This is a genomic window from Paenarthrobacter sp. DKR-5 (assembly GCF_018531425.1).
Taxonomy (GTDB): domain Bacteria; phylum Actinomycetota; class Actinomycetes; order Actinomycetales; family Micrococcaceae; genus DKR-5.
The window spans coordinates 72,499-93,073 of record NZ_JAHBOI010000006.1 but is presented as its reverse complement, the minus strand read 5'-3'; the positions used below and the strand labels follow the sequence as shown (position 1 = coordinate 93,073).

Annotated in this window: 18 protein-coding genes; 5 read left to right on the top strand and 13 right to left on the bottom strand. The window is 69.4% G+C overall.

Annotation, left to right across the window (positions count from 1 at the left end; all coding sequences use genetic code 11):
* Positions 1-117 precede the first annotated feature (117 nt).
* The 4 genes from KIH31_RS14035 to KIH31_RS14020 all read right to left on the bottom strand — a co-directional run bounded on the left by KIH31_RS14035 (position 118) and on the right by KIH31_RS14020 (position 3,148).
* Positions 118-351, bottom strand: coding sequence for a hypothetical protein (locus KIH31_RS14035; protein ID WP_214427765.1), 234 nt, complete (start codon positions 349-351; stop codon positions 118-120).
* A 33-nt stretch (positions 352-384) separates the two neighbouring features.
* On the bottom strand, positions 385-759 hold the full coding sequence (locus KIH31_RS14030; protein ID WP_214427764.1) for a DUF948 domain-containing protein: 375 nt from the start codon (positions 757-759) through the stop codon (positions 385-387).
* 146 nt (positions 760-905) lie between these two features.
* Entirely contained in the window at positions 906-1,541 is a 636-nt protein-coding gene (gene rpsD / locus KIH31_RS14025; RefSeq protein WP_214427763.1) for a 30S ribosomal protein S4, read from the bottom strand.
* Positions 1,542-1,741: 200 nt separating this feature from the next.
* Positions 1,742-3,148: a replication-associated recombination protein A gene (locus tag KIH31_RS14020; RefSeq protein ID WP_307857658.1), complete on the bottom strand. Its 1,407-nt coding sequence runs from the start codon at positions 3,146-3,148 to the stop codon at positions 1,742-1,744.
* A 132-nt stretch (positions 3,149-3,280) separates the two neighbouring features.
* Here KIH31_RS14020 and KIH31_RS14015 point away from each other — a divergent pair, with 132 nt between their 5' ends.
* Positions 3,281-3,949: an acVLRF1 family peptidyl-tRNA hydrolase gene (locus KIH31_RS14015; protein WP_214427761.1), complete on the top strand. Its 669-nt coding sequence runs from the start codon at positions 3,281-3,283 to the stop codon at positions 3,947-3,949.
* 81 nt (positions 3,950-4,030) lie between these two features.
* Here the strand turns inward: KIH31_RS14015 and KIH31_RS14010 are convergent, their stop codons facing one another.
* Positions 4,031-4,795 (bottom strand): GNAT family N-acetyltransferase, encoded by a 765-nt coding sequence (locus KIH31_RS14010; protein ID WP_214427760.1) that lies wholly within the window; start codon positions 4,793-4,795, stop codon positions 4,031-4,033.
* Positions 4,796-4,821: 26 nt separating this feature from the next.
* Complete coding sequence (gene aspS / locus KIH31_RS14005) at positions 4,822-6,594, bottom strand: aspartate--tRNA ligase (protein WP_214427759.1); 1,773 nt, start codon at positions 6,592-6,594, stop codon at positions 4,822-4,824.
* A 130-nt stretch (positions 6,595-6,724) separates the two neighbouring features.
* Here aspS and KIH31_RS14000 point away from each other — a divergent pair, with 130 nt between their 5' ends.
* Positions 6,725-7,981 (top strand): APC family permease, encoded by a 1,257-nt coding sequence (locus KIH31_RS14000; protein WP_307857657.1) that lies wholly within the window; start codon positions 6,725-6,727, stop codon positions 7,979-7,981.
* Between the two features lie 6 nt (positions 7,982-7,987).
* Here the strand turns inward: KIH31_RS14000 and hisS are convergent, their stop codons facing one another.
* Entirely contained in the window at positions 7,988-9,331 is a 1,344-nt protein-coding gene (hisS, locus tag KIH31_RS13995; RefSeq protein WP_214427757.1) for a histidine--tRNA ligase, read from the bottom strand.
* 218 nt (positions 9,332-9,549) lie between these two features.
* Between hisS and KIH31_RS13990 the strand changes: the two genes are divergently transcribed.
* From KIH31_RS13990 to KIH31_RS13980, 3 genes are all read left to right on the top strand, one after another.
* On the top strand, positions 9,550-10,353 hold the full coding sequence (locus KIH31_RS13990) for a peptidylprolyl isomerase (protein WP_214427756.1): 804 nt from the start codon (positions 9,550-9,552) through the stop codon (positions 10,351-10,353).
* 64 nt (positions 10,354-10,417) lie between these two features.
* Positions 10,418-11,968 carry a DUF349 domain-containing protein gene (locus KIH31_RS13985; protein WP_214427755.1) on the top strand — a complete coding sequence of 517 codons (1,551 nt, stop codon included), beginning with the start codon at positions 10,418-10,420 and terminating at the stop codon, positions 11,966-11,968.
* A gap of 97 nt (positions 11,969-12,065) precedes the next feature.
* Positions 12,066-12,674: a hypothetical protein gene (locus KIH31_RS13980; RefSeq protein ID WP_214427754.1), complete on the top strand. Its 609-nt coding sequence runs from the start codon at positions 12,066-12,068 to the stop codon at positions 12,672-12,674.
* Positions 12,675-12,753: 79 nt separating this feature from the next.
* On the opposite strand, the gene KIH31_RS13975 is transcribed toward KIH31_RS13980, so the two are convergent.
* From KIH31_RS13975 to ruvA, 6 genes are all read right to left on the bottom strand, one after another.
* The gene (locus KIH31_RS13975) at positions 12,754-15,144 is read right to left on the bottom strand and encodes a bifunctional (p)ppGpp synthetase/guanosine-3',5'-bis(diphosphate) 3'-pyrophosphohydrolase (RefSeq protein WP_374224885.1); all 2,391 of its coding nucleotides are present in this window, start codon (positions 15,142-15,144) and stop codon (positions 12,754-12,756) included.
* Between the two features lie 171 nt (positions 15,145-15,315).
* On the bottom strand, positions 15,316-16,353 hold the full coding sequence (secF, locus tag KIH31_RS13970) for a protein translocase subunit SecF (protein ID WP_214427753.1): 1,038 nt from the start codon (positions 16,351-16,353) through the stop codon (positions 15,316-15,318).
* Complete coding sequence (secD, locus tag KIH31_RS13965) at positions 16,354-18,099, bottom strand: protein translocase subunit SecD (RefSeq protein WP_214427752.1); 1,746 nt, start codon at positions 18,097-18,099, stop codon at positions 16,354-16,356. It lies immediately after the preceding gene.
* Positions 18,100-18,221: 122 nt separating this feature from the next.
* Positions 18,222-18,668: a preprotein translocase subunit YajC gene (yajC, locus tag KIH31_RS13960; RefSeq protein WP_214427906.1), complete on the bottom strand. Its 447-nt coding sequence runs from the start codon at positions 18,666-18,668 to the stop codon at positions 18,222-18,224.
* 138 nt (positions 18,669-18,806) lie between these two features.
* The gene (gene ruvB / locus KIH31_RS13955) at positions 18,807-19,886 is read right to left on the bottom strand and encodes a Holliday junction branch migration DNA helicase RuvB (protein WP_214427751.1); all 1,080 of its coding nucleotides are present in this window, start codon (positions 19,884-19,886) and stop codon (positions 18,807-18,809) included.
* Positions 19,879-20,514, bottom strand: a complete 636-nt coding sequence (ruvA, locus tag KIH31_RS13950; protein ID WP_214427750.1) for a Holliday junction branch migration protein RuvA — start codon at positions 20,512-20,514, stop codon at positions 19,879-19,881. Before ruvA ends, ruvB begins: the two co-directional genes overlap by 8 nt.
* Positions 20,515-20,575: the final 61 nt, after the last annotated feature.

Below are 20,575 nucleotides of genomic sequence, written 5' to 3'. Positions count from 1 at the left end.
ACCTACAGAACCCTTCTCAATTTCCTGCGCAGACGGCCACGAGCCAATCTGCAGACAATCTATTCTGCCTTGAATACGGCCGGCAGGCAGACACCGGCCTTGGCAGCGGGCGCCCGCTCAGGCGCGGTGCGCCGGCTCCGCCGCCTCGACGCCGAGCGCGGACCGCAGGTCGGTCTCGCGCTGGTTCATTCCGTCGCGGACGGCCTCGGCGAAATTCTGCACCCCGTCGGCCAGCCGGGCGACCGCGCGGTTCAGGCCCTCCGGGCCGAGTGCGCTGCGGGTTTCATTGAACTTGCGTACGGCCAGGACGCCGACGGCGACGCCCAGTCCCATCCAGAAGATGCGCTTCATGCGTGTGTGCTCCAGTGTGTGAAAAGACGGCGGTCAGCGGCTGCGGCGGCCGGAGCCGCCGCGTCCGCGGTTGGCGAACGCGGAGCGCACTCCGTAGGAGAAGGCAGCGACCTTGATCAGCGGCGAACCCACCGTGGCGGCGACCAGCGAGGAGAGCGCCGAGATGTTCGCCGAGGCGTCGGAGACGTTGTTGGCGATGCCGTCCACCTTCTGCAGCTGCAGGTTGGTGGTGGAGACGGTCGCGGTCACCTCGTCCATCAGCGGCGTGGCGCCGTCGCTGAGCGAACGGATCGACGCGCGGATTTCGTCGAAGACCTTGCCCAGTTTGTACACCGGGACGGCCAGGATTGCGACGAGAACCGCGAAGACCCCGGCCGCAATCAGGCCTGCGATATCCCCACCACTCATGGGCAGCCACTCCTTAGGAAATCTGTGTTGCTGTTCAGGGCCAGCGGACGGCTCGGTGCCGCCGTGCGCCCTCAAGTACCTTACATACAAAGCAACCCGCGGCGCTTGCCGCGGGCTGCTTCGAAGGGTTGCTGAGCCGCGAGGGCTTAGCGGGCGTAGTACTCGACCACGAGCTGCTCTTCGCAGGTCACGGGGACCTCGGAGCGCTTCGGGCGGCGGACCAGGCGGGCCTGGAGCTTGTCCAGCGAAACGTCCAGGTAGGCCGGAACGTTCGGCAGTACGTCGCGGTGCGCACCGGCGGCAGCAACCTGGAACGGGACCATGGTCTCGCTGCGGTTGTGCACGTGGACCAGCTGGCCCTCGGAAACGCGGAACGACGGGCGGTCCACGCGGACGCCGTCGACCAGGATGTGGCGGTGCACAACCAGCTGGCGGGCCTGGGCGATGGTGCGGGCAAAGCCGGCGCGCAGCACCAGGGCGTCGAGGCGCATTTCCAGCAGCTCGATCAGGTTTTCACCGGTCAGGCCGTGGGTGCGGCGGGCTTCTTCGAAGACGCGGGCAAGCTGCTTCTCGCGGATGCCGTACTGGGCGCGCAGACGCTGCTTCTCGCGCAGGCGGACCGCGTAGTCGGAGTCCTGCTTGCGGCGGGCACGGCCGTGCTCGCCGGGCGGGTAGGGGCGGCGCTCAAAGTACTTGGCTGCCTTGGGGGTCAGCGCGAGGCCGAGAGCGCGGGAAGCGCGGGCCTGACGCTTTGCACGTGAAACCTGGGTCACGTTGGTCATCCAATCTTGGTTCTGGCGGCGGGCCGGTGCACCTCGGTGCTCCGGCTGTGTTTCTTGTTTCCTGGCCTCCGGTAGTGGAGAGTTAGGGCTGCCGCTGCCCTTGGCTACAGCACGCTGAGCACACTCCGGCCCGGTAATGGGCTGAAAAGGATTGTGCCGGCAGCGTTGGCTTGCCAGTCAGCTGTCAAGACTACCGGAAATCACTCCCCGCGGACAATCGAGCGCAGCCGCTCCAGCCGCGGCCCGATCTCCCGCTCGGCGCCGTTGGCCGTGGGCTCGTAGTAGTTGCGGCCCACGAGGTCGTCCGGCGGGTACTGCTGCCGGGCCACCGAGTGCGGCTCGTCGTGGGCGTACTTGTAGCCCTTGCCGTGGCCGAGCTGCTTGGAACCCGGGTAGTGCGCGTCACGCAGGTGCGCCGGAATGGTGGTGCCCCTGCCGGCCCGCACGTCGGCGATCGCTGCGTTTATACCCATGTACGCGGCATTGGACTTCGGCGCGGTCGCCAAGTGCACGACGGCTTCCGCGAGCACGATCCGGGCCTCGGGCATCCCGATCAGCTGCACCGCCTGCGCCGCTGCCACCGCGGTCTGCAGGGCGGAAGGGTCCGCCATGCCGACGTCCTCCGCGGCCGAAATCACGATGCGCCGGGCAACGAAGCGCGGGTCCTCCCCGGCCTCGAGCATCCGCGCCAGGTAGTGCAGCGCAGCGTCGACGTCGGAGCCGCGCACCGACTTGATGAAGGCGCTGGCGACGTCGTAGTGCTGGTCCCCCGCCCGGTCATAGCGCACGGCCGCAACGTCGAGCGCCCGTTCGGTGTGCCGGAGCGCCACGGGGACGGGATCATCGGCCGCGCCGTGCTCCTCGAAGGCCACACCCGCGGCCGCTTCCAGGGCGGTCAGGGCGCGGCGCGCGTCTCCACCGGCGAGCCGGACCAGGTGCGCCAGGGCCTCGTCCTCGAGCTTCACCCGGCCGGCCAGGCCCCGGGGGTCGTCGACCGCCCGCAGCAGCAGGCCCTCGATGTCCGCGGCGGTCAGCGGCTGCAGGGTCAGCAGCAGCGACCGGGACAGCAGCGGCGACACGACGGAGAAGGACGGGTTTTCCGTCGTGGCGGCGATCAGCACCACCCAGCGGTTCTCGACGCCGGGCAGCAGCGCGTCCTGCTGGGCCTTGTTGAACCGGTGGATCTCATCCAGGAACAGCACGGTGGTGGTCTTGTGCAGGTCACGCGCTGTCAGTGCTTCATCCATGACTTTGCGCACGTCCTTGACGCCCGCCGTGATGGCGGAGAGCTCAACGAACTTGCGGCCCGGGCCGCGCGCGATCACGTGCGCGAGGGTGGTCTTGCCGGTGCCCGGGGGCCCCCAGAGGATGACCGAGCTTGGTCCGGCGGGCCCCCTCGCGCCGGCACCGGCGGCGAGCAGGCGCAGCGGCGATCCGTTGCCGAGCAGATGCTGCTGGCCCACGACGTCGTCGAGCGACCGGGGACGCATGCGCACCGCGAGCGGGCTGCGCGGTGAACGGTCGCCGGCGGCAGCCGCTGTTGCGTTGCCGCCGTCCTGCGGCTCGTCCGCTTCGTCGTCGCCGGTCTGGCCGAATAGATCCATCACAACAGTCAAGGCTACCGACTCGTCCCGACAGCCGGGCCTCCCGTCCCCCGAACGGCCGGTTGTGGCGGGCTGTTTGCGCACCAGGCCGCCACGACTGGCCGTTCGGCCGGGGCGGAATGAGATGCTGGCGGGATGAGCAGCCAGACCCCGACGCCGCCGAGCCGCACCGCCTTCGTACCGGGCGAGCGGCTCGCCGGATGGATCGGGCGCTTCGAGGCCTCGCACGGACCGGCTGCCGCCGAACAGACGGATACCGCACTGGAGCTCACCGCTGAGGACGGTGCGTCCGCGCTGCTGGAGGCCCCGTGGCCGGAGGACGGCCGTCCGGGTACCGGGACCACCACGGCCGAGCGGCTTGCCGCCCTCGCCGGCCAGGCCCGCACCATGGGCATTGTGCTGCTCCGGCGCGGGGGCTACGCGGTGGGCCTGGCGCGCGGAGGTGAACTGGTGGCATCCAAGGCAGGACGCCGCCGGGTGCAGTCCCGCACGGCCGCCGGCGGCTGGTCGCAGCAGCGGTACGCGCGCCGCCGCGCCAACCAGGCCGATGAGCTCGTCGAGGCCGCCGCCGGGCACGCCGCCGCCATCCTGCTCCCGGCGGCCCCGGAATACCTGGTGCTGGGCGGGGACCGGGCGCTGTGCCGGGCACTGCTGGCCGAGCCCAAAGCCGCGCGGCTGGGCACACTGCCCCAACTGCGGTTCCTCGACGTGCCGGACCCCACCGCGGCGGTACTCCGCCGGGCAGCCGCCGATGCGGCAGCTGTGCGGATCACCGTCACGGACGCGCCCGGCCCCGCATCATGAGCAGGCAGCAGTTCCGCCCAGGCCGCTCAGCCCGGGCCGCTCAGCCCGGCGAGCAATCAGCGCGGGCAGCAATCAACCGGCTCAGCAGCCGGCGGGAAACCGCCGCAGCGGCGCCTGCCGGAACAGATAGCGTCCGGCGGTCGTGAAACCGAGCTGTTCGTAGAGCTCGCGCGCTCCGGTGTTGGCTTCGGTGACCAGCAGCCAGAACTGCCGCACCCCGTGCGGCGCGCCGGCTGACATCAGGGCGCGCGCGACTCGGCGGGCATGGCCCTGCCGGCGGTGGGCGGCCGCCGTGGCCATGCAGTACAGCCCACCCCACTCCCCGACCAGGGCCAGGCGTCCGACAGCGGCCAGCTGCCCGTCCGCGGTCCGCGCTGAAGCGTACAGCGCGGGGCAGCCGGTGAGGATCCGTACCGCCACTTCACGCCCGGCACCGCCTGTCCTGCCGTCCATGTGCCACCACAGGTCGAGCCACTCGCCCGACGGCGCATCCGCCAGCTCGACCGTCCCCGGCTCGACCAATTCCGGCTCAACCGTCTCCGGCTCAACCCGTGCCGTCTGGATGAGGGTGCGGGACTGCCGGGTGTAGCGGCGGCGGTCCAGTTCGGCGTCGAGCGCCGCCATGGCAGGCTCATCGAGGACTTGGAAGATCGGCGGGAGCCGGCGCGCCTTGTAGTAGGACTCGGCCTCGTCGACGGCGGTCCGCAGGTCCTCCACCGGGCCGGCCGGCCAAACGGAGTTGGCCCGCTGCGTCACGCCCTCCGCCGAGCGCAGCACCCAGCCGCCGCGCAGCTCGGTGTGCGGGGCGGGCCAGGCGCGGTGCAGCAGCGGGCCGAACTCAGGCACTGTGGACCGCAGGGGCACTGCGGACCTCAGGACTCGCGCCGCGGCTCCGGCTTGGCGTCGACGCCGGCTTCCTTGCGCTGCTGGGCGGTGATCGGTGCCGGTGCCGCGGTCAGCGGGTCGAAGCCGCCGCCGGACTTCGGGAAGGCAATGACGTCGCGGATCGAGTCCACGCCCGCCAGCAGGGAGACCACGCGGTCCCAGCCGAACGCGATGCCGCCGTGCGGGGGCGCGCCGAACTTGAAGCCCTCGAGCAGGAAGCCGAACTTCTCCTCGGCCTGCTGCTCGTCGATGCCCATCACGGCGAAGACACGTTCCTGGATGTCGCGCCGGTGGATACGGATCGAGCCGCCGCCGATTTCGTTGCCGTTGCAGACGATGTCGTAGGCGTAGGCCAGCGCCGAACCGGGGTCGGTATCGAAGGTTTCCATGAACTCGGGCTTGGGCGAGGTGAAGGCGTGGTGCACGGCCGTCCACTTGCCTCCGCCGACGGCGACGTCGCCGGCGGCCACGGCCGTCTCGGCGGCTTCGAACAGCGGCGCGTCCACGATCCAGACGAAGGCCCAGTCCTTCGGGTCGATCAGGCCGGTACGGTGGCCGATCTCGACGCGCGCGGCGCCGAGGATCGCCCGGGAGGCGTGCACCTCGCCGGCCGCGAAGAAGATGCAGTCACCCGGGTTGGCGCCGACGGCGGCCGCGAGGCCCTCGCGCTCGGCGTCGGTGAGGTTCTTGGCGACGGGTCCGCGCAGTTCACCGTCGTCGCCGATCAGCACGTAGGCCAGGCCCTTGGCACCGCGCTGCTTGGCCCACTCCTGCCAGGCATCCAGCTGCCGGCGGGGCTGCGAACCGCCGCCGGGCATCACGACGGCGCCGACGTACGGTGCCTTGAAGACGCCGAAGTTGGTGTCCTTGAAGAACTCCGTCAGCTCGGTCAGCTCCAGGCCGAAGCGCAGGTCGGGCTTGTCGGAGCCGTACTTGGCCATCGCCTCCCAGTAAGTCATGCGGCGGATCGGGGTCGGGATTTCGACGTCGATCAACTGCCAGAGGGCCTTCACGATCCGCTCGCCCAGGCCGATGATGTCGTCCTGCTCCACGAAGCTGGCTTCGATGTCCAGCTGGGTGAACTCCGGCTGGCGGTCGGCACGGAAGTCCTCGTCCCGGTAGCAGCGGGCGATCTGGTAGTACTTCTCGAAGCCGCCGACCTGGAGCAGCTGCTTGAAGAGCTGCGGCGACTGCGGCAGCGCATACCAGGACCCCGGCGCCAGGCGGGCCGGCACCAGGAAGTCGCGGGCGCCTTCAGGGGTCGACCGCGTCAGGGTCGGCGTCTCGATCTCCACGAACCCGTCCTCGTGCAGCATCTGGCGGGCCACACGGTTCGCCTCGGAGCGCAGCCGCAGGTTGGCTGACATGCCGGGGCGCCGCAGGTCCAGGTAGCGGTGCTTGAGCCGGGCCTCCTCCCCCACCTCAACGTGCTCGTCCACCTGGAAGGGCAGCGGGTCCGCAGTGTTGAGCACGACGACGGACTCGGCGATGACCTCGATCTCACCGGTGGCCAGGTGCGGGTTCTCGTTGCCGGCGGGCCGCTTCTCCACGGTGCCGGTGATCTGCAGGACGTACTCGTTGCGCAGGCCGTGGAAGACCTCCTCCTCGCGCACCACGACCTGGGCGACGCCGGACGCGTCCCGCAGGTCCAGGAAGGCCACGCCGCCATGGTCCCGCCGGCGGGCCACCCAGCCGGTCAAAGTCACGGACTGTCCAATGTTCCCGGCACGAAGGGAGCCGAGGTCATGTGTGCGCAGCACAGCATTCCTTCCAGGTACTAAGCTGGCGTCGGATCGCGCCAGCCGGAAAAGACGTAAAAAAGACGTTCCGTCCGAGTTTACCCGCGTTCGGCGCCGCCCCCGGCCAGCACCCGACCCTTGGAGAACCTCCGTGAGCGCCCCCGGACACCTCGTACGCCGCCTTGGCACCGGCGACGCCGTGATGATCGGTCTTGGCTCCATGATCGGCGCCGGCGTCTTCGCCGCGTTCACTCCGGCGGCCGCTGCAGCCGGGTCCGGACTGCTGGTGGGCCTTGGCTTGGCCGCCTTTGTTGCCTACTGCAATGCGACCTCTTCCGCGCAGCTCGCCGCCCGCTACCCGACGTCGGGAGGCACCTACGTCTACGGCAGGGAGCGGCTGGGCCCTTGGTGGGGCTACCTGGCCGGGTGGGGGTTCGTCATTGGCAAGACCGCCAGCAGTTCGGCGATGGCGCTGACCTTCGCAGCCTACGCGGCCCCCGCCGGCTGGGAGCGGCCCGTGGCCGTGGCCGCCGTCGTCATCCTCGCCGCGGTCAACTACCACGGAGTGACCCGGACCGCGGGCCTGACCCGCATCCTCGTGGTGCTGGTGCTCCTGGCCCTTGCGGCAGGTGTCGCCGCCTGCTGGCTGGGCGGCGCGGCGCACACCGCGTCGCTGGCTCCTTCCGGGCTGCTTTCCGGGGGCTGGTACGGAACCCTGCAGTCCGCGGGCCTGCTGTTCTTCGCGTTCGCCGGGTACGCGCGAATCGCCACCCTGGGCGAGGAGGTGAAGAACCCGCGGCACACCATCCCGCGCGCCATCACGATTGCCCTGGCCATCACCATCGCGGTCTACGCCGTGGTGGGTGTGACCGTGCTGGCCGCGCTGGGCCCGGACGGCGTCGCCGCGAGTCCGGTGCCGCTGGCCCGTGCCGTCGGCGCCGGGTCCTGGGGCTGGGCGGTCCCCGTGGTCCGGGCCGGCGCAGCGGTCGCCTCGCTCGGTGCCCTGCTGGCGCTGATCGCGGGCCTGGGCCGCACCACGCTGGCGATGGCGCGTGAGAACGACCTGCCGCGCTGGCTGGCTGCGGTCCATCCCCGGTACAAAGTCCCGCACCGCGCCGAGGCGGTGCTGGCGGCAGCGGTCTGCGCGATCATCCTGGTGGCGGACCTGCGCGGCGCCATCGGATTCTCCTCCTTCGGCGTCCTCGTCTACTACTTGGTGGCGAACGTTGCGGCGTTCACCCAGCCGCGCGAGCAGCGTCGGTACCCGCGCGGGCTGCAGGTCGCCGGTGCGGCGGCGTGCCTGGTCCTCGCCGCCACCCTCCCGGGTCCGTCCGTCATCGCCGGCTTGGTGATGTTCGCCGTCGGCGTCGTCCTGCGGCTGGTGCGGCTCCGCAGCTCGAAGACGTAGAAGCGCTCAGCCCTCGACGGCGGTCACCGCGGGAACGAGGTCCTCTGCCGGCGGCATCCACACGGCGGGGTCCGCCGAGGTCTGCTCGCCGGAGCGGATGTCCTTGACCTGGTGGGTGCCGTCCTCGCCGGTGAACCAGACGAACGGGATGCCGCGGCGGTCCGCGTACTTGATCTGCTTGCCGAACTTCTCCGCCTTGGCCGCGACCTCGGTGGCAATACCGCGCGAGCGCAGGGCCGCCGCGACTTCCTGGGCCTCGCTCCAGCTCTCGTCGTTTGCCAGCGACACCAGCACGGCGGTGGGCACACTGCGCGATGCCTCAGCGAAGCGCTGGCTGAGCATACGGGACACCAGGCGCGTCACCCCGATGGACAGGCCGACGCCGGGGAACGTCCGGCTGCCCTTGCTCGCCAGGGAGTCGTAACGGCCGCCGGAGCAGATGGACCCGAGGTGCTCATGGCCCACCAGGACTGTCTCGTAGACCGTGCCGGTGTAATAGTCGAGCCCGCGGGCGATGCTCAGGTCGGCGATCACCCGGCCCGGGGCCCGGCGGGAGGCCTCGCCGATGACCTGCTCCAGCTCGTCCAGGCCTTCGTCCAGCAGCGGATCGCTGACGCCAAGGGCGCGCACCTGCTGCACAAAGGACGTGTCCGGCGTGCGGATCGCGGCCAGCTTCAGGGCCGCGTCCGCCTGCTCGTCGGTGGCGCCCAACTCCTCCTTCAGCAGCGCGGCAACCTTCTCCGGACCGATCTTCTCGAGCTTGTCGATGCTGCGCAGGACGCCGGCGGTGTCGGTGAGCCCGATGCCGCGGTAGAAGCCCTCGGCGAGCTTGCGGTTGTTGATCCGCAGCCGGAAGTCCGGGATGGGCAGCTGGCCGAGGGCCTCGACGATGACCAGGGCGAGCTCGACGTCGTAGCGGAACGGCAGGCTGCCGTCGCCGACCACATCGATGTCCGCCTGGGTGAATTCACGGGCGCGGCCTTCCTGCGGCCGCTCCCCCCGCCACACCTTCTGGATCTGGTAGCGGCGGAACGGGAACGCGAGGTAGCCGGCATTCTCGACCACATAGCGGGCAAACGGCACGGTCAGGTCGAAATGCAGCGCGAGCTGGTGCGGATCCGCCTTCGCCTGATCCTCGTCATCCTCCTGCAGGCGGCTGAGCGCATAGACCTCCTTGTCGATCTCGCCCTTGCGCAGCAGCTGCTCGACCGTCTCCACAGCCCTGGTTTCCACCGAGGCGAAGCCGTGCAGCTCAAAGGTCCGCCGCAGCACGTCCAGCACATGGAGCTCCACCAAACGCTCCTGGGGCAGCCACTCGGGGAAACCGGACAGGGACGCGGTACGTGCCATTGAGGGAGCTCTCCTTGCGTTGCGGCCACCGCCGACCCGCCCTCCGGCGGATTCGCGGCCTTCGTACAGGTGGCCGTGCGTAAACTATGTGCGGCAGCCAGTTTATGCGCTCGGGGCACGCCCCCGGGAACGGGCGCCCGTGCGCGGTGCCGCCAATGAAGGGCGCGCAGCCCGACGCAAGCAAGCTGCAGTACCGGATCATCGGCCGAGGAGGACGTTTGCCCGCCAGCAAGAGGGACGCGCGCGAGCTCAAGAAGCGCGTGCAACAGATGGAAGCGAAGCAGCGGCTGCGTGAAGAGCAGCGTCGCCGCCGCCGGCGCGACAATCTGCTGGCGGCCGGCGCCCTCGCCGTCGTCCTGCTGCTCGCCGTCGTCCTTCAGCTGGCGGTCTTCAGCCACAACCCCACCGAGGCCGAGGCCAAGGCTGTCGAGGCCGGGTTGGGCAGCCCCTCGGCGTCCGCCAGTCCAACGCCGGCGCAGACCAACGGGCCGAACATCCCTGCCGCCTCCACCGCCGCCGGGAAGACCTTCACCGGCCAGCTGGTGCTGAACGGTTCGCCGCTAGGGGTCGAACTCGACGGCAAGAAGGCACCCCAGGCCGCCGCGGTCTTCGCCTCCCTGACCGCGAAGAACTTCTTCAAGGGCCTGTCCTGCCACCGGCTCACCGACGCTCCCAGCTTCGGCGTACTGCAGTGCGGGTCCAAGGACGGCAAGGGCGGCTCGGATCCGGGTTATGAGTGGGGCCCGGTGGAGAACTCGCCGGCCGACGGCAAGTACCCGGCCGGTACAATCGCCGTCGCCCGCGGCAGCAGCACATACAGCAACGGCACCCAGTTCTTCATCGTCTGGAAGGACACCGTCCTGCCGCAGGACACCGGGGGCTACACCGTCATGGGCAAGGTGACCAGCGGCCTGGACGTGGTGAAGAAGATCGCCGCCGGCGGGATCACCCCCGGCACCTCCGGCGCCACCGACGGGGCGCCGAAAACCCCCGTCACGATAGACTCGTTCTCTGTGAAGTAAACGGCCGGCGCCCGCGCCAGCCTCCCCCGGCCGATACACGCCCCCAAGCGAAAGACTTTTAGCGGTGACAGACAGTCAGAAATCCGACGAAACAGCAGTGCAGGCACCGGCGACCGAGCAGGATCCGGCAACCGTGACGGAACCCGAAGCAGCGCCCGCCGAAGCAGCCGCCGCCGAGTCCGCGCCCGCCGAGGCAGCACCCGCCGCCGAGTCCGCGCCCGCCGAAGCGGCAGCTGGCCGCCCGGTCCCCTCGCCGGCACCCGGGCCCCGGCCCACGCCCGCCGCTTTCGCTGCCCGCCCCAAGCCGGCGGTGGTGCCGGTACCGGCTGCCGCAGCATCGGCAGCCGCAGCCCCCGCCGTCTCGCTGGAGGAAGCCTCCAAGTGGGGCCGGGCCGATGACGAGGGCAACGTCTTCGGCCAGGTCGACGGCGAGGAACACAGCGTCGGACAGTATCCCGGAGCCAGCCCGGAGGAAGCCCTGAGCTACTTCGCGCGCAAGTTCGAGGACGTCAGCGCCCAGATCGCCCTGCTCGAGCAGCGCGTCGAGGCGCACGCTCCGTCCGCGGACATGCACAAGACCGTCAAGCACCTGCGCGAGCAGCTCAGCGCCCGCACCATGGTGGGGGATTTTGCGTCAGCCGAGGCGCGTCTTGACACCTTGGACGGCAAAATCAGCGAGCTCGCGAAGGCGGAGCGCGCACAGCATGACGCCGCCCGCAGCGCCGAACTTGCTGCCCGCGAGGCCATCGTGGCTGAAGCCGAGAGCATCGCCGGACAGGATCCTTCCACCGTGCAGTGGAAGACCAGCAGCGCCCGCATGAATGAGCTTTTCGAGACCTGGAAGACGGCCCAGAAGGGCGGGATCCGGCTCGGACGCAGCACGGAGGATGCCCTCTGGAAGCGGTTCCGTGCCGCGCGCACTGTTTTCGACCGGCACCGCCGGGCCTACTTCTCCCAGCTGGACAGCAACAACTCCGCGGCCAAGTCGGCCAAGGAGAAACTCATTGCCGAGGCGGAGGCGCTCTCCAGCTCCACCGACTGGGGCTACGCGGCCGGCGAGTACCGCCGACTGATGGACCAGTGGAAAGCTTCGCCCCGGGCGAGCCGCAAGGACGACGACGCGCTCTGGGCACGCTTCCGCGCCGCGCAGGACGCGTTCTTCTCGGCCCGGCAGGAAGCCAACGCCGCCATCGACCAGGAGTACGCCGGCAACCTCAAGGTAAAGGAAGCCCTGATCGTCGAGGCGCAGGCACTGCTGCCCATCACGGACCTCGCTGCCGCGAAGAAGTCACTTCAGTCCATCCGTGACCGCTGGGAGGACGCCGGCAAGGTGCCCCGGGCGGACATGGGCCGGATCGAAGCGGGCCTTCGGCAGGTCGAAGACGCTGTCCGCCGCGCCGAAGACGAGAACTGGCGCCGGACCGACCCGGAAGCGAAGGCGCGCACCAACAGCGCCCTGAGCCAGCTGGAAGCCACCATCGCCGCGCTGCAGGAAGACCTTGCCAGCGCTGAGAAGGCCGGCGACCAGCGCAAGGTCAAGGACGCCAAGGAAGCCCTCGAGGCGCGGCAAGCCTGGCTGGAGCAGATCAAAAAGGCCGCCGACGACCTGGCCTGACGCCCCGGCCCGGCATTCGAAGGCCCCGCACCGCCGCTTTTCCACATCCGGCAGTGCGGGGCTTTTTGCTGTCCCGGGACCGCGGCATGCTGGGCTAATGGACTACAAGGAAGCAGCGGGCGCAACCCTGATCAGCGACGGCCGCAGGTTGATCCGGCCCGGGGAGCCTTTTACGGCAGGTGAGCTGCGCGCGATGGCACTCGACGGCGTAGTGCGCCAGGTGATCCGGGATGCCTACCTTCGCGCCGGAACCGGGGCCACTCCTGCGCTGCGGGCCCAGGCCGTGGCCTCGGCGATTCCCGCTGCGGCTGCAGCCCGGACCGTGATCGGCCGGCTCAGCGCCGCATGGGTGTACGGCTGCGCACCGCCTCCGCCGAGGGTGGCATTGCTGGTGGACCACGGCCGGCGCATCTCGGCCCTGCGGCCGTTCAGCGGCTGCACCCTTCACGAAGCGTCGCTGGGCCGGTTCGATGTGGTGATGCTGGGCTCCGTGCCTGTCACGAGCCCGCTGCGCACGGCGGTCGACCTGGCGCTGCACGTGATGCCGGAGCAGTCGGTGCCGGCCCTGCAGCGGCTGACCGCCGATCCTGCGTTGAACTGCCCGGCCGATCTTGTCCGCCGAGCCGTACTCAGCTGGCCCCGGGTGCCCGGCCGGAGAGCCGCTCTGGACCGGCTGGAAGCTGTGCGGCGGCCCGGCGCTCCGTAGCCCGGCGCTCCGCAGGACCTGGACACGGACCGTCATGGCAGCTGCTCCCGGCAGCACGTCTCTGCTGCCGGCCGCGACCTCAGGTCTTGCGACGGCTGGATCCCGTCGTGCGGTAGACGTCGAACACGCCGTCAATCTTCCGCACCGCGCTGAGCACGTGGCTGAGGTACTTCGGGTCCCCCATTTCGAAGACGAAACGGGAGATGGCCAGCCGGTCGGTGCTGGTATGCACGCTGGCGGAGAGGATGTTGACGTGGTTGTCCGAAAGTACGCGGGTGACGTCGGAGAGCAGGCTCTTGCGGTCCAGCGCCTCCACCTGGATTTCGACCAGGAACACGCTGGACTGCGTCGGGGCCCAATCGACCGGCACGATGCGGTCCGGCTGGTCGCGCAGGTCCTGGACGTTACGGCAGTCACTGCGGTGCACGGACACCCCGGAGCCGCGCGTGACGAAGCCAATGATGGGGTCCGGCGGCACCGGCGTGCAGCACCGTGCCAGCTTGACCCAGACATCGCCGACGCCGCGGACCACGACGCCGGAGTTGGAGAACTTCGGGCGGCGGGGAGCGGTGGCTATCGTGGTTTCGGCGAGGTCCTCCTGGGCCCCCTCATGGCCGCCGAGCGCGTCGACGAGCTTCTCCACGACACTGGCGGCGGAGACGTTGCTGTCCCCGATCGCCGCATACAGCGCGGAGATGTCGGTGTAGCGCAGTTCCTGGGCCACGCCAAGCAGCGCGTCGTGGGTCATCAGGCGCTGCAAGGGCAGGTTCTGCTTGCGCATCGCACGCGTGAGCAGGTCCTTGCCCTTTTCGATCGCTTCCTCGCGCCGTTCCTTGGTGAACCACTGCCGGATCTTGTTGCGCGCGCGGGGGCTCTTGACGAAGTGCTGCCAGTCCTGGCTGGGACCGGCGCCCTCCGCCTTGGACGTGAAAATCTCCACCCAGTCGCCGTGGTTGAGCTCGCTGTTGAGCGGCACAAGCTTGCCGTTGACCCGTGCACCAATGGTGCGGTGGCCGACCTCTGTGTGTACCGCGTAAGCGAAGTCCACCGGCGTGGACCCGGCCGGAAGCGCCATCACTTCGCCCTTCGGGGTGAAGACGAACACTTCCTTCGCATTGATCTCGAACCGCAGCGAGTCCAGGAACTCGCCCGGATCGGACGTTTCCTGCTGCCAGTCCACGAGGGTCCGCAGCCAGCCCATGTCGCCGTCGCGCGGGCTGCCGACCGCCTGCGCTCCTCGCGCAGGCTGATCCTTGTACTTCCAGTGCGCCGCGACGCCATACTCGGCACGGCGGTGCATCTCGTGCGTCCGGATCTGGATCTCAACCGGTTTGCCCCCCGGGCCGATCACCGTCGTGTGCAGGGACTGGTACATGTTGAACTTGGGCATGGCGATGTAGTCCTTGAACCTGCCCGGAAGCGGGTTCCACCGCGAATGCATCGCGCCGAGGGCGGCATAACAGTCGCGCACCGTGTCCACCAGCACGCGGACACCCATCAGGTCGTTGATGTCGTCGAAGTCCTTGTCCTTGACGATCATCTTTTGGTAAATCGAGTAGTAGTGCTTGGGCCGGCCTGTGATGGTGGCCTTGATCTTGGCCGCGCGCAGGTCCTCGGCGATCTGGCTGCGGATGACGCTCAGGCTCTTCTCCCGCTCCGGCGTCCGGTCCCCCACCATGCGCACGATCTCCTCGTACACCTTCGGGTAGAGCGCGGCGAAGGAGAGATCCTCCAGCTCCCACTTGATCGTGTTCATGCCCAGGCGGTGTGCCAGCGGTGCGAAGATCTCCAGCGTCTCGCGCGCCTTTCGGGCGGAGGACTCGGCCGAGACGAAGCGCCAGGTCCGGGCGTTGTGCAGCCGGTCGGCGAGCTTGATCACCAGCACCCGGATGTCCTTGGCCATGGCGACGACCATCTTGCGCACGGTCTCGGACTGGGCGGCTTCCCCGAACTGGACCTTGTCCAGCTTGGTCACGCCGTCAACGAGGTTCGCCACCTCCGGACCAAAATCCGCGCGCAGCATGTCCAGCGTGTAGTCGGTGTCTTCCACCGTGTCGTGCAGCAGTGCCGCGGCGAGGGTGGTGCCCGTCATGCCGAGTTCAGCGAGGATGGTCGCCACCGCGACCGGGTGGGTGATGTACGGGTCCCCGCTCTTGCGCTTCTGGCCCTGGTGCGCACGCTCCGCGACGGCAAAGGCGCGCTGGATCAGGTCGAAGTCTTCTTTGGGGTTGTTGGTGCGCACGGTGCGCAGCAGCGGCTCGAGGATCGGCGAGTAGCCGGCGTTGCCGCGGCCCGTCAGCCGCGCGAGCCGTGCCCGGGTGCGTTCCCGGCGGCCGGGGAAGGTGGGCCGGATGCCGGCGATGTCCACCGCCGCGGAGGGCTGCCTGGTCACCGCGGGCGCGAGCGATCCGTTCCCGGAGCCTGCGGCGTCCACGGGAACGGCATTCTCAACCCTGTCGGTTGAACTCACTCGCTCGTCCACGGCTGCATCCTCTGCGTCAACACTGGTTTTGTTCAGTTTATGCCCCCGACCGGCCCGGCCTGTACAGCGGACCCGGCGGGATGCAGCGCCGCCCGCCGCCGGCGCACCTTTCAGTGCGCCCGGCGACGGGCGGCGGGGTCCGGAACGGGCCGGAACGGCTCAGGCCTGCGCGAGCGATCCCTTCGCGGCGTCGTCGGCAGCAGCACTTCCGGCAGCCTTCGCAGCCTCACGCCGCGACTGCACCCGCTTGGCCTGCCGCTCCAGCGCCGGCTCGCGGCTGCGCAGCGCCGCGTACAACGGCGCCGCAACGAACAAGGTCGCCGCAGTGCCGATGATGATGCCGACGAAGAGCGCCAGCGAAAGGTCGCGCAGCGTGCCCGCACCGAGCAGCCCGGCGCCGATGAACAGCACCGCCGCCACCGGCAGCACGGCCACCATCATCGTGTTGATCGAGCGCACGAGGGTCTGGTTCACCGCGAGGTTGACCTCCTCGGCGAACGTCCTGCGGGTCGAGGAGTCGATGTGCGAAGTGTTTTCCCGGATTTTGTCGAAGACCACCACGGTGTCGTACAGCGAGTAGCTGAGCACGGTCAGGAACCCGATGATCGCCGAGGGGGTCACCTCGAAGTCGCTGACGGCGTAGACCCCGGCCGTGATGATCAGGGTCGCGGCCATGCCGCCAAGGGCCGAGAGCGACATCTTCCAGGTGCGGAAGTACAGCGCCATCAGCACCGCCGCGAGGCTGACGAAGATGATCAGCCCGAGGACGGCCTGGTTCGTGACATCAGCGCCCCACGTCGGGCCGATGAACGTCGAGGTCACCTGCTCGTTCGTCACCCCGTAGGCCTTCGCAAGGGAGTCGCGCACCTGAACGGTTTCGTTGTCGGTCAGTTTGTCGGTCTGCACCCGCATCGTGTTGCCGGCGACGTTGGTCACGCGCGGGATCTGCGCGCCGATCAGGTTCTTGACCGCCTTCTCCCCCACCAGGGTGTCGGTGGTCTTAACGTTGGAGACGGTGAACTCGGAGCCGCCGCGAAACTCGATGCCGAGGTTGAACCCGCCGCGCAGCACCGGCACCAGGATCGAGATCGCGACCGCCACGAGGGTGACGATGAACCAGATCCGGCGCCGGCCGACGAAGTTGTAGGAGCGCTTGCCGGAGTAGAGGTCGTTGCCCCATGTTGCCAGGGTGTTCATTTACTTGCTCTCCTTCGATCCGCCCTTGGAGCTGGCCGCGAGCTGGTTTTGCCGCTCCGCCAGGCGCCGTTCGGCGATGGTCTGGCGCCGCTCGGCCTCGGCGGCCGCCCGGGCGTTCTTGGTGCGCGCAGCGACCGCTGTCTCCTCCGGGGTGCGGATGCGGCCCGCACCGCGGTACAGCGGGATGGCGCCCAGCCTGGCCGGGTCGAGGCCTGAGAAGCGGTGCCCCTCGCCGAAGAACCGCGTCCGCGCCAGCAGCACCAGGGTCGGGTGGGTGAACATGAACACGACAATGAGGTCGGCGACTGCCGTAAGGCCGAGGGTGAACGCGAACCCGCGCACGTTGCCGACCGCGACGAAGTACAGCACGACCGACGCGAGCAGGTTCACCGCCTTGGAGGCGAGCACCGTGCGCTTGGCGCGCTTCCATCCGTTGGCCACGGCGGACTGCAGACCGCGGCCCTCGCGCAGTTCATCGCGGATGCGTTCGAAGTACACGATGAACGAGTCCGCGGTCTGGCCAATTGCCACGATCAGGCCCGCCACACCTGCCAGCGACAGGCGGTAGTTCTCCGTCCAGCCCAGGATTGCGATCGCCAGATAGGTCAGGCCGCCGGCCACCACCAGGGAGGCAATGGTGACGAACCCGAGGGCGCGGTACTGGAACAGCGAGTAGATGACCACCAGCAGCAGGCCGATGGCACCGGCCAAAAGGCCCATGCGCAGCTGCTCCCCGCCGAGGGTGGCGGAGATCTGCTGCTCGCTCTGGATATCGAAGCTGATCGGCAGCGCGCCGTACTTGAGCTGGTCCGACAAGGCCTTGGCGGACTGCTCGGTGAAGTTGCCGGTGATCTCCGGGCGGCCGTCCGCGATGGCCGCGAGGGCGCGCGGAGCAGAAATGACCTTGCCGTCGAGCACGATCGCGAACTGGGAGCGGGGGTCGGACCCGCCCGTGGCCTGCGAGTCCACGTAGAACTTGTTCAGCCGGGTCGTGACTTCCTTGAACTTCTGCGTGCCCTCCGCGTCGAACTGGATCTGCACGGCCCACTGGTTCGTCGTGGTGCCGCGGCTGCCCTGCTGCAGGCCGTAGCTGGACCCGCTGATGTCCTTCCCGCGCACTTCGACCGGGCCAAGGATGTACTTGGTGCCGGTGTCCACCTCGCAGGCAACCGTGGGCTTGGCCGGATCGACCTTGGCAGGCGGCGGCGTCACGGGGTTGACGCAGCTGAGGTTTTCGAACTGGCGGTAGAGCGTGCCGTCGATCCAGTTCTGGTCGCTCGAGTTGGTCGGCTTGGCCTTGGGCTTGGGCAGCTGCGCGGCCGGCAGCTGCTTGTCCTTGGCGACGGCGCCGCCCTGCCCGGCGGCAAGCACCGGGCGGAAGTTCATGTCGGCGGAGGCCTGGATCAAGGCGCGCGTCTGCGAGTCGGGGATGCCGGGGAGGCTGACGACGACGTTGCGGCCGGACTGGGTGCTGATCTCGGCTTCGGAGACACCCGAGCCGTCCACGCGCTGGCGGATGATCGCCACCGCCTGGTTGAGCTGCTCATCATTGATCGCGGCGCCGCCGTCGACCTTGGGCGCCAGGATCATCTGGGTGCCCCCCTCGAGGTCCAGCGCCAGCTTCGGCGCCCAGCTGGCGCCGCCCCACAGCGATCCCCCTCCCAGCACCAAGGCGCAGAGCGCGAAAATGACGCCCAGCCAGATCAGCGTCCGGCGGGCTATCGAGGTCGGGCCAGTTCGTGGCATCTAAAGATCCTTCTAGGTGCGCGGCGGGCTGTCCGCCGCGTCGGTCGGTGACGCGCGCAGGACCGCCGTCGTCGTTCCGAGGAACGATGACCGCGGTCCTTGAGCTTCTGCTTCGCGGAAGCCTACTTGTCCTTGTTCTCGTTCTGGTCAAGGCGGCGCAGGGTTTCCTCCGGCGTCTCCGGGCGCGCGGGCTCGGCCGGCTGGCCGGGGAGCGTGTCCTCCGTGCTGGTTGCACCGGTCAGGCTGGAGGCATCGTCGGGCACGACAGGGGCGGTGGGGTCGACGGTGGTGGCACCGGCGGGGGCTGCAGCGTCCGCGGCCGGGGTCAGGATCTTGGTGACCGCCTGGCGGTGGACCGTGGCGGTGTTGCCGGGCGAGAGCTCAAGAACAACCTTGTTCTCGGCGTCGTCCACGCTCACCACGGTGCCGTACAGTCCGAAGCTCGTCATCACCTCGACGCCCGGGCCCATCTGTGCCTGCTGTTCCTGCTGCTGCCGCTGCGCCTTCTTCTGACGCCGGAACGTCATGAAGATGAAGACGGCGAAGATCGCCAGCAGGGCAAGGGTCATAAAATCCACAGGTAAGTCCGATCTTGTCATCCAAAGGTGGGCTGCTGCGGCATCCAGGGGTCCCGGACTGCTCCGGTCCGAGGGCGCGAACGTGCCGAGCGTCATACCAGTCTAAGCTCAAAAGCTGTAAAACGCCTGCTAGTCGTCCTCGTCGGCGGCCGGGCTGTCAAGGCTGAAGAGCGGCGCCGGGGCGCCGGCGGCCTCCGGCACGGGCAGTCCCAGGTGCTCCCAAGCGGCCGCAGTGGCGATGCGCCCGCGGGGGGTCCGGCCGAGCAGCCCTTCCCGTACCAGGAACGGCTCCGCCACGGTTTCGACCGTCTCCGGCTCCTCGCCGACGGCGATGGCCAGCGTGGACAAGCCGACCGGGCCGCCCTGGAACTTGGTGACCAGCGCCGTGAGCACCGCACGGTCCAGACGGTCCAGCCCCTTGGCGTCGACCTCGTACATATCCAGCGCGGCGGAGGCTGCGCGGGCGTCGATCTCGGCGATGCCGTGCACCAGCGCCCAGTCGCGCACCCGGCGCAGCAGCCTGTTGGCGATGCGGGGTGTGCCGCGGGACCGGCCGGCGACCTCCGTGAAGCCAGCCGAGCTGACCTTCAGGTCCAGCAGGCCGGCCGAGCGGCGCAGGACCAGCTCCAGCTCCTCGATCGAGTAGAACTCCAGATGGCCGGTGAAGCCGAAGCGGTCGCGCAGCGGACCCGGCAGCAGGCCCGCCCGGGTGGTGGCACCCACGAGAGTGAACGGCGGCAGATCCAGCGGGATCGCCGTCGCCCCGGCTCCTTTGCCCACCACGATGTCGACCCGGAAGTCCTCCATCGCCATGTAGAGCATCTCCTCCGCCGGGCGGGACATCCGGTGGATCTCGTCGAGGAAGAGCACCTCCCCCTCGGACAGCGAGGAAAGGATCGCCGCCAGGTCCCCCGCATGCTGGATGGCGGGACCGGAGGTAATGCGCAGCGGCGCGTTCATCTCGGCGGCGATGATCATTGCGAGCGTGGTTTTTCCGAGGCCCGGCGGCCCGGACAGCAGCACGTGGTCCGCGCTCTTTTCGCGCATCCGCGAGGCCTCGAGCACCAGGGACAGCTGCCGGCGCACGCGCTGCTGGCCAACGAAGTCGGCGAGGTTGCGGGGCCGCAGTGCCGCCTCGATCACCCGCTCCTCGGGCTCGCCTCCCGCCGTCATCAGCGACGGTGCGTCGGATGCCCCCCGGTCAGGCATTGCTTCCCGCCCGCACGCCTGCCCTGGCGTTGTCCGTGCCCAGCCAGCGCAGGGTGGTGCGCAGGATCTCGCCCACGTTGCCGCCGGCGGCAACCTCCGGTGCGGCGGCCAGCGCCTTATCGATGCTGCCGGCGGCGTCCTTCTCGGACCAGCCCAGGCTTGTCATCGCGGCGATCACCTGCGGCTTCCACTGCTCCTGCGCGGACGGGCCCGGGACGGTCTCCCCGGTAGGCACCAGCTTGTCCGCCAGCTCGAGCACAATGCGACGCGCACCCTTCGGGCCAATGCCGGGAACCTTGCTGAAAGCCTTGTCGTCCCCGGACGAGGCGGCGACCCGGATCGCCTCGGCGGAGTGGACGGCCAGCACGGCCAAAGCCAGGCGGGGGCCGATCCCGCTCACCCCGAGCAGAACGTCGAACACCTCGCGCTGGTCCGTGTCGGCGAACCCGTACAGGGTCATCGAGTCCTCGCGGACGATCATCGAGGTGAAGACGGTGACGGTCTGCCCGTGCCGGAAGGTGCTGAGCGTCTGCGGTGTGGCGTTGACGGTGACACCGAAGCCGTTGAGGTCGATGACGGCGGAGGAGAGCCCGACGTGCGCCACCGCGCCTCTGAGAAAACTGATCAACGGAACGCTCCTGCAAAAAGGGTCGGGTCGGAAAAACCGAACATATCTACGAACACCCTAG